Origin of the sequence: Paenibacillus sp. SC116, assembly GCF_024733555.1 — a bacterium.
In the GTDB taxonomy this organism is placed as follows: Bacteria; Bacillota; Bacilli; order Paenibacillales; family Paenibacillaceae; genus Paenibacillus_B.
Genome location: NZ_JANIOF010000001.1, coordinates 530,217 through 548,295, shown reverse-complemented (window position 1 = coordinate 548,295; position 18,079 = coordinate 530,217). Strand labels below are relative to the sequence as shown.

General features: G+C 42.4%; 4 protein-coding genes. All 4 read right to left on the bottom strand.

The features are described 5' to 3' along the window. Nucleotides 1-13: 13 nt before the first annotated feature. Entirely contained in the window at nt 14-11,368 is an 11,355-nt protein-coding gene (locus NQ117_RS02125; RefSeq protein WP_258276372.1) for a non-ribosomal peptide synthetase, read from the bottom strand. 589 nt (nt 11,369-11,957) lie between these two features. After that, entirely contained in the window at nt 11,958-14,795 is a 2,838-nt protein-coding gene (locus tag NQ117_RS02120; protein ID WP_258276371.1) for a hypothetical protein, read from the bottom strand. Nucleotides 14,796-14,798: 3 nt separating this feature from the next. Then, complete coding sequence (locus tag NQ117_RS02115; RefSeq protein ID WP_258276370.1) at nt 14,799-16,421, bottom strand: hypothetical protein; 1,623 nt, start codon at nt 16,419-16,421, stop codon at nt 14,799-14,801. Then, nucleotides 16,414-17,919, bottom strand: a complete 1,506-nt coding sequence (locus tag NQ117_RS02110; protein WP_258276369.1) for a hypothetical protein — start codon at nt 17,917-17,919, stop codon at nt 16,414-16,416. Before NQ117_RS02110 ends, NQ117_RS02115 begins: the two co-directional genes overlap by 8 nt. Nucleotides 17,920-18,079: the final 160 nt, after the last annotated feature.

The following is an 18,079-nucleotide window of genomic DNA, read 5'->3' as shown; positions in this document are numbered from 1 at the left end:
CACTCCTTCTCAATTAGAGGGTGAATTTAACTATTTCTGCTTCTTCCTCTTCTTCTACGATACCGAGCTCGCTGTTGATATGCGCAGCGATTTCCCCAATGGTCGTAAAGTTAAACAGGTCTGTAACGCGCACAACTTGTGTTTCAAATAGGTCGTTAATTACATTCGCAGCCTGCATCACCGTAATCGAGTTGCCACCCAAATCAAAGAAGGAATCATTCATTCCAATTTGGCTCTCATCAACGGACAGTATTTCTGACCAAATTTTAACGAGTTTTGTTTCCGTTTCATTGCGGGCAGAAACATATTCAGTCTGTGCTGCAAAAGTTACCTCTGGCTCAGGAAGTGCTTTACGATCTGCTTTGCCGTTCGGTGTCTGTGGCAGTCTATCCAGCTGAACATAGGCAGTAGGCACCATATAATCTGGAAGTTCCTTGAGCAGATGTGCTCGTAAATCGGTGGTATTAATTACGTCTTCTCCAACGAAATAGGCACACAAGTAAGTATTGCCCTGCTTGTTTTTCCGATCAATTACAATTACATCATTAATCTGTTCATAGGAAAGCAGCTGCTTCTCAATTTCACCGAGCTCAATACGGAAGCCTCTAATCTTGATTTGGTTGTCTACTCGGCCTACATAGACGATTTCCCCTTCCGTCGTCCAATAAGCCAAATCTCCTGTTCGGTACATTCGCTGCCCGACTTCAAATGGATTAGCAACAAACTTTTCGGCAGTAAGGTCAAGTCTGTTCAAATACCCTCTTGCTAGACCATCGCCAGCAATGCAGATTTCGCCCATGACTCCTACTGCAACCGGATTATCGTATGCATCAACAATGTAGACACGAGTATTTGCAATCGGCTTTCCGATAACGGTCTTATCTACCGCACAATGCGTAAAAATAGCATCGACCGTTGACTCTGTAGGACCATAATGGTCAGTAAGTGTATATCCAAGAGCAAGAATTTGCTCCTTCAAGGAATGTTCCAGTTTATCTCCGCCGACCATTACATGCTTCAGACACTCAATTTTGTCTTGTCCAGCAAGCAGCTCTTTCATAGTCATTGGCAGCAGGTTAACAATATCGATACTATGCCGCTTGATAAAGTTCGTGAAAATAGTTCTATCAAGTGCGTCCTCTTTACTCAACATATAGACGGTAGCTCCCGAGATGAGCTGCGGAAATATTTCTTCCACCGAATTATCAAAGGAAACGTTAGACAAATGCAAAAATCTTTTACCGGCCAGATTAAGCATGCCACTCAACCATGTCGACAAGTTAACAACACTTCTTTGCTCAATCATGACTCCTTTAGGTTTCCCTGTGGAGCCCGAGGTGTAAATGACATAAGCTAAGTCTTTTGATTCGTTGATACTTGATAGATTGGTATCATCCTCGTTAAACAAGGATGTATCGTCAAGCAATAACGTCTGTCCTGCAAAAATATGATTACCTGAGTAACGACTATGTGTAATCAAAATCGCTGCATGACTATCCTCCAGCATGAACTTAATACGATCTGCTGGATAGTAAGGGTCAATTGGCAAATAGGCGCCGCCTGCTTTTAATACGGACAAAATTCCTACAATCATGTCAATGGAACGCTCGCACATAATCGGGATCAATTGCTCACGCTGCACACCAGATGCCCTTAAGTAACGAGCAAGTTGGTTCACTTTGCTGTTCAATTCCGCATAGGTAAGCGTGATTCCCTCGAAATGAACAGCTGGATGATTAGGCTGCAGTTCAACCCGCTCTTCAAATAGCTGCTGCAACGTTTTCGATGATTCGTAGCACAGCTTAGTATCATTGAAGTGGACGAGAATATTTGTTTTTTCCGCTTGCGATAACGTATCGATATCAGAGAGCTTCGTATCGGGACACTCTGCAATTTGTTCAAGCGTGTTTATGAAGTGCTCAATAAAGGCTTCCATGCGTTGTTGGGAGTAGAGATCCACTGCGTACTCCACACTGAACTTGATTTGATCTTCTTCCAGTACTGCGTCTAAAGAAAGGTCGAACTTCGAAATGTTATTTTCCATAGCGTAGTTGGTAAAGACCAATCCATCGGCTTCAAACACGTTCTGTCCGAAGCTGTGTGAAGAGAACATAACATCGAACAATGGGTTTCTGCTTAAGTCGCGTTGAAGTCCCAAGTTGGCTACTAGTTCTTCAAATTGATAGTCTTGGTTCTCATACGCATTCAATGTATTTGCCCTTACTTCGTCTAGGAATTGTACAAAGGTTTTCGTTCCTACAGGTGCATTTCGCATCGAGAGGGTGTTTACAAACATCCCAATCATCTGTTGCAAGTCCGCATGTCTTCTTCCTGCTACTGGCGAACCAACCACGATATCTTCTTGTCCTGTGTATTTGGACAAGACGACGTTGAATGATGCTAAAAGAACCATATACATCGTGGAGCTTGTTCGTGATGCTAGTGTATATAACTTCTCAACCAAACTGCCTGAGAGCGTGAAATGAAGCGTCTCCCCTTTAAAACTACGCTGTACCTGCCTTGGATAGCTGGTTGGCATATTTAATACAGGGACTTCACCACTAAACAAATCCTTCCAATAGATTTCCTGCTGCTGAATCGCGCCCGTTTCTACTTGCTTATTTTGCCATGCTGAAAAATCCTTATATTGAATCTCTAAAGGTGCAAGCTGTTGTCCGGCATACAAACGAATGAAATCGTTCGTTAGAATATCCATGGATACTCCATCTGCTACGATATGGTGAATATCAAACAACATCACATGCTTGTCATCAGATAGCTTGACTAATTCAACGCGGAACAGTGGATCTTGCTCTAAATGAAATGGTGCAACGAATTGTTGAATCGCCTCTTTTATTTGCTCGTTCTCGTTCTGATATGGTCTGTTGTTCTCGATATATGGAATGGTGAATGCAGTGTCTTGATGGATCTGCTGGACAACCTCGCTGCCTATCATTTTAAAAGATGTACGTAAGGATTCATGTCTGTTGATCAGTTGACCAAACACCTTTTTCATATGCGGTAAATCAATGCTGCCTTCGATCACTAAAGCAACAGGAATGTTGTATGTGACCGAACGCTCGTCCATTCTAAACATCAGATACATTCTGCGCTGTGCTGCCGAGGTAGGATATATTCCTTCCCCATAGTGTTCTGATCTGGCAGTTGGTTGGATCGCTTGATAGCTATTTTTCACTGCTGTGGAATCTATGATGACAGCCATTTCTTTGATGGTCGGTGAAGTAAAGACTTCTTTTAGAGCAATAGAAACATTGCAATCCTTATGAATGCGAGAAACAAGCAATGTTGCATTCAGGGAATGTCCGCCTATTTCAAAGAAATTTTCCGAAACACCAATTTGTTGGATACCTAAAATATCGCTCCAAATCGCCGCTAATTTTTCTTCTGTTGGACTTGAAGGTGCCACATAGGCATGGTCATGAATAGCTTGCCCTTCTAGTGTAAGTAATTTAACCGTGTTCAATTTACCGTTCGTAGTCAAAGGTATCTTCTCGATCTGGATGAATTGGGATGGAATCATATAGCTTGGCAGCACTTTAGTGAGACGTTCTCGCAAATTAGACTGTGCCAAGTTTTCGCCTGAGACGATGTAGGCGAATAAAGATTTGCCCATGCTCTCCTCGTCTTTGACCACAACGGCTGCTTCACGAATATCATCCATGCCAAGAATAGCTGCTTCTACCTCACCAATTTCGATTCGGAACCCTCTTATCTTCACTTGCTGGTCTATACGACCAAGGTATTCTATACTTCCATCTGGCAACCATCTTGCGAGATCGCCTGTCTTATAAACTCTTTCCCCTGTAGCAAATGGGTTGCTCACAAATTTTTCTGTAGTCAGATCCGGTCTGTTTAGATACCCTCTCGCCAAGCCATCTCCTCCGACCCACAACTCGCCTGGTACACCAATCGGCTGAAGATTACCACTTTGATCAACAATATACGCTGTAGAATTTGAAATGGGCTTGCCGATCGGAACGTTTCCTTCGTACTCCCTGTCAATGTTGCAGCAGACTGAAAAAGTCGTATTCTCCGTAGGTCCATAGGCGTTAGTTGCCTCAAGCCCTTGGCGATGCTCCCGAACAAGATTCATATGCGCTGGTGACAAAGCCTCTCCTCCGACAAGAAGATTTCTGACCCCCGCGAACATGGCACCTCCGTCGTGAATAACCATCTGATTAAACAGTGCTGCTGTAATAAACATGGATGTGATATCGTAGCGCTTTAGTACATCACTAAACAGAATTGGATCTACAATTTCAGCCTTATCGACGAGGTATAGGCTCGCACCATTTAATAGAGCACCCCAAATTTCATAGGTGGAAGCATCAAATACGAGAGCTCCGAGCTGAAGGAATCGATCATCGTGCGTAAAGGCTGCATAATTCGTATTTTTAACAAGCCGAGTAATATTTTTGTGCTCAACCATGACACCTTTCGGTCTACCTGTAGATCCTGATGTATAAATAATGTAGGCGAGATCAATTGATCGATTGACGACTTCGGGGTTTGTATGATTGCCATTGAATAAGCTGTCGTCGCCTATATCGATGATAGCCTGTTTCACCTTGTATTTATTTGCGAGTTCTCTAGTCGTTAATAGTAAACTCGCTCCGCTATCCTCAAGCAGCAGCTCTACTCGCTCTGCCGGATACTCCGGATCTATTGGGACATATGCACCACCAGATTTCACAATGGCAAGTATGGCGATTATCGTTTCAATCGAACGCTCTGCCATAATGGCAACCGTCGTTTCGGGCATAACCCCGTTCGCTTTCAATATCCATGCCAAGCTATTAGCTCGCTCATTCAACTCCAAGTACGTGACATGGTGATCGCCATAAATAACAGCTTGATGATCGGGGTACTTTTGTACTTGTTCCTCAAACAAATCCGCAAGCGTCTTATCCTTTGGATAGGAAGTCTTTGTATCGTTAAATTCGTAAATAATCTTATGTTCTTCCTCATCGGTCAACATAGAAATATCCGACAAAGTGTGATCCGGAGTTGTAATGAAGCATTTAACAATCTGAATAAAATGGTTTGCCATATGTTCCATGCTGTTCCTATTAAAAAGCTTCGTGCAATACTCAAGTTCGAATTGGAGGTAATCCTCTTGTTCCTCCGCAAACATTGTAAAGTCGAATTTCGATACTCTACTGCTAAAATTAGCAGGAGTGAACGTGAACTCCTCTGTTTCTATCGCTGTCTTGTCCATATTTTGCATAAGGAACATGACATCAAAGAGCGGATGTCTGCGCATATCTCGCTGCAGATCTACTTTCTCTACTAGCTCTGCAAATGGAAATTGTTGATTTGTAAATGCATCAAGTGCGGTATGCTTAACTTCTGTGAGAAATTGTCGCAGCGTCTTACCTGCTTCTGGTCTACTCCGCATTGCTAATGTGTTGACAAACATGCCAATTACATTATCAAAATCAGCGTGATCGCGTCCCGCCACCGGGCTTCCGACAATAATATCTTCTTGCCCACTGTACTTGTGCAGCATAGCATGGAAAGCAGCTAATAACGCCATGTACAAGGTTGCACCATGCTCGGCTACGAAGGATCTCAGCCTATTCGTCCATTCACGGTCTAAGCGGAATTTAATACTATCCCCTTCGAAGCTATAAACAGAGGGCCTTGGATAGTCGGTCGCCAAATTCAGTATCGGAATTTCTCCCGCAAATTGCTGCAGCCAGTAGGCCTCTTGCTCTCTCAACTCTTCACTTTGCAAGAACGTATGGTGCCATGCGGAAAAGTCTTTATACTGAACAGCAATTTCGGGCAATGTTTCTCCTTTGTATAGGCTAATAAATTCCTTAATCATAATCGAAATCGATATACCGTCGGAAATGATATGGTGCATGTCAAAAAGCAGCTTCGTTTTTTGATCAGCTTCTTTCAATAGCGCTACTCTCATTAAAGGAGCTTGGTTCAAATCAAATGGTCTGATATAACGGCTAATCACTTGCTCAGAATCGCCTGCTAATACTTCCAATTGACTAATTTCTAGCTCGACATGCTGATGAATCCGCTGAACAACCTCGCCATGCTCTATTTCAAATGAGGTTCGCAATGATTCATGACGCTGTACTAACTGTTGAAATGCTGCTGTGAGGCGCTCTAGACTCAAATGACCTTCAATGTCGAGTACTTGCGGCATATTATAATTAATACCTGCGCCCTCAAGCTGAGAAAGGACAAACAACCTGCGCTGTGCACTCGAAGCGTTGTAGTATTCAGCTTCAGCTACTTTTTTAATGTCCGTGAACGGATTTAACTCCCCTGCTTCTACCAGTGCGGATTGTTCCTGTAACGTTTGAGCTTTGAAGAGCTCAGTCAGCGGGATGGTTACACCAAATTTTTTGTGAAGTTTGGATGAAAGTGCCGCTACCTTTAAGGAATGACCACCAAGATCAAAGAAGTTATCATACAAACCAACCTGCTTGACACTCAGCACTTCCTGCCATATTTCCGCGAGCTTCCGCTCTACTTCGCTTACAGGAGCGATCCATTCGGCAACGTCGCCCGCTGCCAACTCTACATTTTGAAGCGACTTCCAATCTATTTTTCCATTAGGCGTCAGTGGGAACTGATCTAGAACTACAAACCGTGCTGGAATCATATAGTCAGGCAGCACTTTGCGTGCATGAATACGAAGTTCCTCTGTTCTCAAATTTTGCGCAATCACATAGGCAATCAACAGCTTTTGATGTTCATAGTCTTCATGTGCGCGAACGACTACATCTTTGACAGGTCCATATGTCAACAGCACATGTTCGATTTCTCCCAGCTCGATCCGATGGCCCCGTATTTTAACTTGTTGGTCGATCCGACCGAGATACTCAATCGTTCCGTCAGCTTGCCATCTAGCCAAGTCACCTGTTCGATACATCCGTGTTCCAGGTACAAATGGATTGGCTGCAAACTTCTCCGTTGTCAGCTCAGGTCGATGCAAATATCCTTTTGCCAAGCTGTCGCCACTAATGCAAATTTCACCTGCGATACCAACTGGCTGTAGGCGATCATGCTCATCCACAATGTACACTTGCGTATTCGCGATTGGCTTACCAATGGAAATATTTTGACTCCATTCTTTTACTGGGAAATACGATGTAACGACCGTATTTTCGGTAGGGCCATAGCAGTTCATTAACTCATAGCTTCGCGGGATATACGTTTTTAATTTATCACCACCCGTTAAAAGAATTCGTAGTGAGTCGTTCTCCAATTGCATAAATTGCTCGCAAATCTGAGTTGGCAAAAACGCTATTGAAATACCATTTTTCATAAAAAATTCGTTCAGTGCTTCTGCATCGAGACGTATCTCATCCGGTACAATATAGATGGCAGCTCCTGCAATTAAATAAGGGAAAGTTTCTAATATAGTTGCATCAAAAGCAAAGCCTGCATATTTGGTTGTCTTGTCATGCTCTGTAATGTTAAAAGCATCTCGCTGCCATTGAGCAAAGTTCACTAAAGAGCGATGCTCCACCATGACACCTTTAGGGAGCCCTGTCGTGCCTGATGTATAAATCACATACGCCAAATCCGCTTTTTTCTCTTGGACCACAGCATTTATGATTGAAGTCTCGTAAGTCAACTCCATGATGTCGAGGATCACTTCACCTTTGTATTGTGCTTTTTCATAAATAGCTGTTTGACTCAACAATAAGGAGGCACGACTATCTTCCAGCATGAACGCGATTCGTTCGGAAGGATAGGCAGGATCGATAGGTAGAAAAGCAGCTCCTGCCTTTAAAATACCTAAGATGCCTACAATCATGTCCACAGAAGGCTTAACCATGATACCAACGATGTCGTTTGTGCCTATTCCTCGTGCTTGCAGCTCGATAGCGAGCTGAGAAGATTTTTGTTGACACTCTCGGTAGGTCAAACCCGTTCCTTCGAACACAACCGCGAGATGATCAGGCGTTCTCGCAGCCTGTTCCTCGAACAACGTGTGTATACTTTTATCCAGATCGTAGGAAACAGCTGTGACATTCAATCCGGATGAAAGAGCTTGTTGTTCTTCTATTGTTAAAATCTCGATTTCACCGAGCTTTATCTCCACATTTTCCACCACTTCATGTAGAACACGGATAAAGTGATTCATTACGGCTGTCATACGAGTGGCTGTAAAAAGCCTCGTACTATATTCCAATTCAAATTCTAGGGTATTGTTTTTATCGCTAGCATACATCGTCAAGTCAAACTTAGAAGTATCAGTCTTTAATGTGTGAGGGATAACTGAAAGCTGATCGGACTGGGGTGAAACGGTTTCGAAGTTTTGGAGTACAAATACAACATCGAATAAAGGATTTCTGCTTACATCGTGAGGAAGATCAAGTTCTTCTACTAATTTTTCGAACGGATAATCCTGATGTTCATAGGCATGAATCGAGTTTTGCTTGACCTCTTGTAAAAAGGTTCTAAAGGTTTTCTCCCTATCAGGTTGATTCCGTAGTGCGAGGGTGTTCACAAACATACCCACGATGGAATCAAGATCTGCATGTCTCCTACCGGCTATAGGGCTCCCCACCACAATGTCATCTTGGCCCGTGTACCTGGAAAGTAATACGTTGTAAGCAGCAAGCAACGTCATAAACAAGGTAGCGCCTTCCTGAGCTGCCATCTTCTTAATCTTCTCCGTTAGCTGCTTGTCCAAACTAAATAGGATGCTGTCACCCTCAAAACTTTGCACAGACGGTCTTGCGTAATCCGTTTGTAGGTCAAGCTTAGGAATATCTGAGTGGAACTGCCCCAGCCAGTAGTTATTAGCTTGTTGCATTTCTTCGCCATGAAGCAGTTTATTTTGCCAAGAAGAGAAATCTTTATATTGGATCGAGAGTTCTGGTAATTTAACCTCATTGTACAGATTCATCAATTCCGTTAGCAGAAGTACGATGGATGTACCATCTGAAATAATGTGGTGCATATCCAATAGCAGCATATGCTTCTCTTCTGCACATTTCATGATCCCAATTCGAAGCAGTGGACCATGCTCCAGCTTAAAAGGCTGAATAAAATCTTTCATAATGAGAACGATATCCGTTTCAGATGGCTCGATATGGCTAATTTTGAGCTCCATCTGCGGATGGATTCGCTGCATAGGAACTCCATCAATTAGCTCAAATGTAGTTCGCAAACTCTCCTGTCTTTGCACTAATTCGTTAAAAGCTCGTTCAAGCCGCTCAACATCTATCTTGCCTTCCATATTGAATAATTGTGGAAGATTATAGCTAATTCCTGTTCCTTCGATCTGGTTCAATAAATAGAGCCTCATTTGAGCAGAAGATAGCTCGTAATACTCTTGCTCCTCAACCTTGCTGATAGTCGGATAAACAACCTTTTCTGCTGTTTCAACCCAAGCAGCAAGCTCTTTTACTGTAGGAGCCTTAAAAACTTCGCTAATGGGAAGCATTGCTCCAAATGCTTTTTGCACTTTGGTAACGAGCGCAGCCGCGCGAAGGGAGTTCCCTCCTATTTCAAAAAAGTTATCATGAATGTCGATCCGCTCAATGCCGAGTACTTCTTGAAAAAAGGCTAGAATAGCTGCTTCTGTGTCTGTTGAGGGAACTGTTAGCTCCCTATTCATCTCTTCTTCATGGAGGATCTTAGTTATCTCATGCAATAGCGCATCGTACTCACCTGCGATGTAGCTCTGAGCGAATTTGTAACGTTGTATTTTTCCACTCGTTGTTTTTGGAATACGCTTAATAGGTATTACGTGTTTAATATCTAAACCCATTACTTTGTTTATGTATTTTTTTAATTCACGCTCCACTGGAATGAATTCTTTGACAGATTTTCTGTATACCACCGCTAGCATAATATCTTCTTGCTGAGACGTTTCATTGAATACACTAAAGGCACCTGAGTTTGGTACCACCGTACCAGGCATGGAGCTAACAACACGTTCAATATCATGTGCATAAATGTTCTGACCGTTAACAAAAATGATATCCTTTGCACGTCCCGTAACCATTAAACGTCCATTTCTAGTAAATCCAAGATCCCCTGTTATGAGCCAGCCATCTGGAGTAAATGATTCATCAGTTGCGGCTTGGTTGTTATAGTAGCCGCCTGTTACATTATCTCCCTTAATGTGGATATAGCCGATTACTAAATCTTCCACTAAGTTATTATTTTTATCACAAATTCGAAACTCACAATTTTCGACTGCAACTCCCAAATCTACAAAAGAAACGGCTTGGTCAGATTCAGTGTCTGTTAAAAGAGTTACGCGTTCTCCAGTGACCACGCTGCTGCGATCAAGATATAACGTGATCATCTCTTCCTGTGGGGGTGGAAATGTAACAGCTAGGCTCGCCTCTGCCATTCCATAAACAGGATACATAACATTCCGCTTTAAGCCATAATGCTGCATGACGTCCAAAAACTGCTTACAGACTTCACTTGATATGGGTTCTGCACCGTTGAAAATTAAACGAACACAAGACAAATCCCAGTTAAAATCTTGATTGCGAGCGCTTTTGCGATCCATAAGTTTCATCAAGTACTGGTAACCGAAATTGGGGGAAGACAGCAAGGTAGCCCTATACTGGCTTACCTTCTCCATCCATAATAGCGGCGTTCTGGAGAATAACGTAACGGACATACTGTACTGTGGAATGTTCATTCGAAGCGGCACGAGATGTCCACCAATTAAGCCCATATCATGAGTTAAGGGCATCCAGCTTAGCACAGAATCCTGATCATTTATTTGACTATTCGAAATAATTGCATCCATGTTCGCTAATAAATTGCGATGAGTGAGGGTTACGCCCTTTGGGTCTCCTGTCGAGCCAGAGGAAAATTGAACGAACGCAATGTCATCAGGCTTAGCATTGTACACCGTTCCGCTGCCAGCATTTGAGTTCTCGATCACCTCATGTACAAGTAAAGTTTTCGCATGAATGACTTCCATTTGTACCATTAAGTCGTTATGTTCGGAAAAATCATGTAGCGAGGCTGCTACTTGCTCATTTGTAAGGAGCCATGGGTGATGTAAAACGCCCCAAATTTTAAAGAACTTAAGGATGTGCTCCTCGGCACTGCCTACAGTGACTGGAACAGGTATTATTCCCCCTAACAAGCATGCCCAGTAGATTTTAATAAACTCCTCGTGATCGTCGATCTGAAACACGGCTTCATCGCCAACTTGAATACCTTGTTCTTGCAGGTAATGTAATATGCCTAGCGAACTCTTGTAAAGTTCCTCATAAGAGACATGTTTCTCTTGATGTTGACCTAAAATAAAAGTTATTCCAGCTGTATTATTAGATAAACCTAGATCCTTAATTACATCTACTAAACTTTGAAGTTTCGTATTTATGGACATTGTTATTCTCCTCTTACAGGAATGGTGGTCGGTGGGTTAAGCAAACTTGCGTGGTATGTTGTCTGTTTGTTTGTAATGAATGTGATGAAGTTGAATTTGAAAAATATTCGGTGAACAGAAGTTGCGTTTCCTATTATGTACTGAGTTATGCACCCCTCTCAAATCGTTAATCACCTACAGAATAACAATATAACAGCGTGATAAAGTCGAAGTCTGTCGTATTTTAGATTCAATTTTAATAAATTTAATCAGTGTATATCTACTTCCGATGAACAATGTATATTTCAGCCGAGAGCCACAATAGTACTAGAGAGGTTGAATATCGTTGTTCTGCCCGCTGCCAGTGCATCTTAAATAAGCAGAGCGAGTATCTATTTATAAATCTCCCTGCAGTCAAAAGTTTTAAAAGAGACTTCCCAATCCTCTTATAAAAAAGAAGACAGCCATAGTCCGTAAATGCCGGTCTATGGCTGTCTCATTTCATGCAAGCTTGCTACTCACACATCGCTATTATTTCTCTTTTCGGGTTAGATCCAATTTCACTTGAATTGCTCCTGCTTCATTTATCGTTAGTATATAACCTGTACATTCACTTTTGTTTATCCTCTTTTTTGTTGCTGTCAAAATCATAGTTCGTCCCATGGAATTCAAGCCGAATACCTGTCACCCCTGATAAATCAAGCGAAGCATTATCGTCATCACTAACAGAGATGTTCCATTGTGTAAACGGACCGAGAGCCGCATAATTCGTTTTGTCTTCTTCCATCCCGAAATTAGCTTCCTCCATTACTTTACCTGTGTCTAAATGGTAAAAAAACGGTTTGCTGACAGGTGCATGAGAAAAGGCGAACACCTCTCCGGACTGGCTTGTGATCTCCTCATCGCCTGAATGTGTAAGATGAACCCTTAGTTGATTATTGGCTGTTTTCGCCCCGTCAATCCATACCCTCACAAGTCTTACTCTTACATTCGCCATCTTTGCAAATATATTACCTTCCTGTAGAGTGGTTCCCTGCGTGACTGTCGGGATCTTGACACAGATATGCTTCACTAATTTTAGAATCTCCACCTGATACGAAGGAAGCTCGTAAATTAACCCCTGATCATTGGGATCGTGAGGAAAATCGGAGTGGTTTGTTCCGAACCTTTCTACCGCTTGTTGATAATCGATCATGATATTATTTTTAATAGATAATAGAGTAGCATAATTCATTTGCGGGAGTGTCTTATTTCCATAAAGATTAGTAAGCGGGTTATGATCCGAAAGAGACCAAAAACGGTATGCTCGAGCCGTCAAATCCAGTACTTCCATAATTTGATTTCTGGCCGTATAGATGCTGCTGGACATAAAGGATACAAGATCCGGCAAATCCGGTGACAGTTTATTCAAGACTTCGTCATTAAGCTCCTCGCACCGATCATCCGCCGATTCTATTAGCTCATGGTTTCGAAGCATAAGCAGCACGATTGCGTTATAGGTTAAGATTTTATTGTTTCTTTCAATGACATGACTAATATAATCTTTAAATACTTTTTTCAAATCATCTAGTTGATGCGGAAATTTCCCATAAAAATCGTCCAAAAAACTGAAAAGCTGCTTTGCTGTTGTGATCAGCCTTCCCGCAGACGGATCCTCAGGAGTCAAAGTACCGTTATTCAGCGCTTGATAACCTTCTTCCAAACTTTTGATATCTGCTTGGACTGTCCTAATTTCCCTTACTAAATACTCTTTATTAACCGGTAAATCCTTATCATCCATAATTTTTGTTGTTCCCTTGTAAACAAATTCACTCGTTAAGACAGATATCATAAAGCCTGATTCCGGTGCAAAAGCCAAGCTTGTTAACGCTTGAAACAAGTTATCATAATTAAAATCAAAGTAGGACTGAATATCTTCCTCAAGTCCCTCGATGGCGTCAGTCACTCTTTGCTTTAATAGGGGAATAATCGTTTGATAGCTGTCAATGACGGTAGCTGTTTTCAAAAGGGTCTCTTTCAGGGTTTGAAGGTCCTCTTGCGCATTTGTTTTGACGACGGATAATGTCTCTCTTGCCCGTTTTATATGTTCCATGTCCGCTTGATTATTTTTCAACTGTTCAAAGTAGTTGTTATATTCGATTTGCAGTTTGCCAAAATTGTCGATCAATTTATCTAATGTGTCATTATAAAAAGCAAAGGACGCGAGCGGCACGTGGCTGCTGTCAAAGCCAAACAAATTTTTTCCTTTTGCCAGCTGATCCAGGTAATTGTTTGTTTGGCTATACACGCTTCTTAATTGTGAAATAGCTCCAATGGCGCCAATCTCATACTCATGTTCATTATAAAACTTCGCAAGTTCGGATTCGACTTCCAGTTGATCGAACAACGCTGTACGGGATTGTAATCGCAGAAGTAAAGCAGCGATATCCTTAACGCCTTGCGGATTATTAACTGGATCAATAGTTAAATACATTAATTTTATTTTTTCCAATAAACGAGTACACTGGCTCGGGTGAATCATCATAAAGGGAGAAAAAGATTTTTGCATGACATTTAGCGGTTCATCAAAATTAATATGCTGCAAAATGCCCGGCTTTCCCTCATGCCCATTATCGCCATTTATCTTTCCTTCCCCATACACGCCATAATCACCGCCGGATACATCAATAGATGATTGTACGGAGTTGTTCCATGTTGCGATCAGTCCTAGCAGCTGAAATGAAACGTTTTCTATAACCTTTTGGCAATGTTCTATTGTGGCGTCTGCCGGCGAACTTATTTCCGTTAACGATTCTTTGACACCGGATAATCCCTCTGAATTAGGAATCAGATCTAGCAATTCTTTAATGCCCTGCTGAATTTCCTCGACCGTCTGAAGCTGGTTCACCCCTTTAAGCTTCGAAAGCCAAACCAAATAAGGCGAGCCCGTAAGTACGATGACTTGGCCTCCGTCGCCGCCGCTTCCCCCATCCCCGCCTATAGTGGAAAGTGTGCCGCGCTGGCCTTCGCCGCCCAATCCCCCATTTGCCGATACATGGACATTTAAAGGCTGGGACTCCGTCATTTCTACATAAATAGATAAATCACCGCCAGGTTTTCCATTTCCTCCTGTGAGGCCTTTTTCATCCGGATGTTCGTTCGGCGTATCTTTGCTGTCTCCCGGTTTTCCGGAAGCGTCAATGACTCCTTTGCCAGCAACAGTAAGAGAATGTGCGGAAATGACGCCCTTTTTCAAACGGAATACTTCTGACAGCAATAAACTTTCAGCATAAATAGATACGCTGTCAAGACTCGAAAAATCTTCGCCAAATGAAGTGTGTGAGCCGATTTGCAGTAAATCTTCTGAACTCACGACAACCAAATGATTATGGATGTTGACGATTTGCAATTCTTCAAGCGGCTGTTTGAGTAAAATATCGGGTATGTCCGTTGTTAGTTCGCTTTTCATCGGCTACACCCTCTCCCTTTCACGGCGATGTTCTTTCCGTATTTCATCCATTCGTTCTTTTCTCTCGTAAGCTTCCTTTCTCTCTCGCTCATTGTCCACAGTATCGGTGTCGGCTTGTTCCTTCCTTGATTCAGCATCCTTTAGTTTCTCTGTCAGCTGATCGATTTCATTGCGAAGGTTATGTGCCGTTAGCTGCAATTGCACGTCATTCGGAACTTGTTTCAACGCTTCGTTAATTTCGCTCAGTGAGCTTTGCTTGGTTTGCAGCTCTTTGCTTGTTTCAGTTACAGTCATGCTGGCTTCAACGAGCCGCTGTTGAATGAGGGGAGCATTTTGCTCCAGCCAGTGAAGTTTTCGGCCCGCTAACTCGCTCAAAAGGGTGCTGGCGATATAGCTTTGCGCATCGGAACCGTCTTTGTTGGCAATCTTTTCAAACCGAGGCTCTACAATTACTTTTTGAAGTACGGTAGTGACATCCGCTATCCCAATCATTGAATATAGGGAAAGAAAGCTTTTAGAAAGTGTTGAATCAGCGATGACGAAATCATGAAACGTTTTTTTGACAGATTCTACAAAACTATCGTTCAACAACTGCTCTTCGAGCTTATCTAGGCTTTGAGCAAATGGATCATTTGTAGATTTTAATTTTTCTGAAACTTCTGAACTGATCTTCTCATCTATTTGCCTGTAGCCATCTTCCCAATTTAGATCTTTTTCAATTTCATTTGCGAGACCAGCTAACTCCCCCCATGTTTTCTCCAATAGTTCTTTGGGGATAAAGATACCTTCACTCGATTCATCGAATGTATCGTTGTAAATCAAGTCGGCTACGGTAGATACGGATTCAGTCGTTTTTGTTGTGTCATTCATATAGAAGGTATTTCTGCCTTGCGGCTTTAAACATTCAATTGCAGTCCCCTGTTCTCCTCTCATAATTACATTTTGGCTTTTGCGATCGCGTACAGAAGTTGTAATAAAAAAGTCTACTGGCATGGACTCCAATACAGCATTGCCTATTGCCCGGTTAAAGCTTGCGTCTTCAGGATCGAAATAAAGCTCCTCCGCCGTGCGCCCAGAAAGAAATGCGGCGGGTATTTCATATTTTGCATCTCTATAGATATCTTGAATGATACCTCTTGAATCGTTTTCATAATTCAGATCAATGCCCGTTAATTCTTTATTAGTAGTAAACAAAAACATGGTTCTGAGTTCGCTTACTTTCGATCTTTTCCACACAAGCTCCCCATCTCCGCTCGAATATTCAAAATGACTGATCTCTTGATCCGGCGGTAAAGTGGAGTCTTGGTAATGTTCTAATTCGGGGAAACTCGTATCCATCTGTCTCGGTTCTTCTGAAGATAGGTATAGGCCTTGTTGCCCGCTTTTATTTTCCCAGTCCACTCCGGTCCAACGGTTAGCGTTATCGTTAAGCGGCGAGGTCCATATCGTTCTTCCTGCCATTTCTTGTTGAGGCCGGAAACCGCGATATCCGACGTATCGATACAATGCCGTTCCTTCATTTAAATTCCTTCTATACCCTTCTAAACTCGAGCTGCCGCTCGTAATGAGGCGTTTTGTCACCCTGTAAACGGCTTGATAAACGAGACTATCCAAAATACTAGGCATGAAAGTCCTCCCCCTTCGTTACGTATCCTACAAGTAGAAAATCATGCGGCGTATAAATGCCCACGTTCGTGTCAAATTGAATCATTTGCTTACCCGGTGCAAGTAAGTTTGTTGTGCTGAAAACATTTAAACCTTGAAAAGCAAAATGTACGGCAGGGGCATTAAGCGTCATTTCGTCCGTATAAAATCGTGGTATATCGCCTCCCCCGACTGCTTTCATATGAACCTGAAAGTCACTCGGCGACACATTTAAATCAGAACTAATGATATCGTTATCACCCAATAGAATCGGAACAGGACCTTTGTTTAAACTAATCGCAACCACTACTTTGCCGCTGTTCGTTTGGGGCATGCCGTGAACTCCAGGAGCATTTCCTTGTGTTTCCTCCCATGAAGAAATGGTGCTGCTTTCCCAAGCTAGAGTTACCCCTCCCCTGGCTAGACTTAAACGCAAAGGAACATTTTCAAAGCTTACGTTTAGTCCTTCATACTTCCAATCGCTGGTGTAGTAATGTCCGCCGTCCCCTGCAGCGATAACAGATAAAGGACTTTTTAAGGTTGCGGCAATGCCCTCTGTCGCTGAATTAAATGTTACGTCATACCCTAATTGGTTCAATTGTGGCTGTAAGTATATTTTTGAAATTAAAGAATTAGATAGAATCAAAGACGCCGTATATCCTTGTGGGACTGGCAAGAAAGACTGATCCCCGGGTTGGAATGACGGGGTCACATTGCCCGGAGGATTGCCGCTTTCTTTTGTTTGAATATATAAGCTTAGAATCCCGTCATCATTGTCCCCGTTTGAAGCAAACACAAAGGACGAAGGCGTTAAAAACGTTTGTCCGCTGCTCGAAACATTATTGTTTAAGGTGGACAAAGCGTAGTCGACTTCTTTTATTTCTGTTTGAAAATATTCGCTTAAAATCGGTAAAAGGTAAGTGACAAGCGGGTCCCTGTCTTTCGGGTCTGGTATAGGTAAAATGGAATATGACGTTCCTTTTTGGCTTTTAAAATGAATAATGATATGCGCATCATGTTCTTTCCCGTCACTAAATTCAATCATGCCACCTTGCTCCACCACTTGTCCCGTATCGCCGCATATCGCTGCAAGCGGCACAATGGCATTGACACTGTGGCCTGTGGGAATATCAGCTTGTCTAATGAGTTTTCCGGATTCGCTTGCTACAACGGAATATGAACTTCCTTCCATAATCGGCATGATTAAATTGGCATGACCTGACATGCCGCTGACAAAAGAAAGTTGTGGAGAAGCAAAGTGAATATTATAGTTGATCGTAAATTGTGACCCTGTTAAGGGGTCTTCACGATTTGTAGATAAATGAACTTCTTTAGCCAATCTGCCGTTTTCATACTGTGAAAGGAGAAATTGGTTTAGCTGCTGGACGTTATAAGAACAAACAATATCCCATTGATTCGTCGCAGGCACTCCTTTCATCGCTTCTACAAGCTTATTTATTGCTGGATAATCTACAGACACAAAATCACTCCTGTTTTTGAAATGACATCCAAGTTATCGTACAGCCGTGCATCTCATGCAAAGCTTAATCCCTTGATCACTCACCTCTCCCGTACTTTCTCTTTTATTCTAGAATGGGCGTGAACAAATAAAACCTACCCATACGGGTAGGTTTTTGTAA

Bases quoted from the DNA above. Each gene is read 5' to 3' on its own strand.
- NQ117_RS02125 (WP_258276372.1), bottom strand. From the start codon at position 11,368: ATGTCCATAAATACGAAACTTCAAAGTTTAGTAGATGTAATTAAGGAT.
- NQ117_RS02120 (WP_258276371.1), bottom strand. From the start codon at position 14,795: ATGAAAAGCGAACTAACAACGGACATACCCGATATTTTACTCAAACAG.
- NQ117_RS02115 (WP_258276370.1), bottom strand. From the start codon at position 16,421: ATGCCTAGTATTTTGGATAGTCTCGTTTATCAAGCCGTTTACAGGGTG.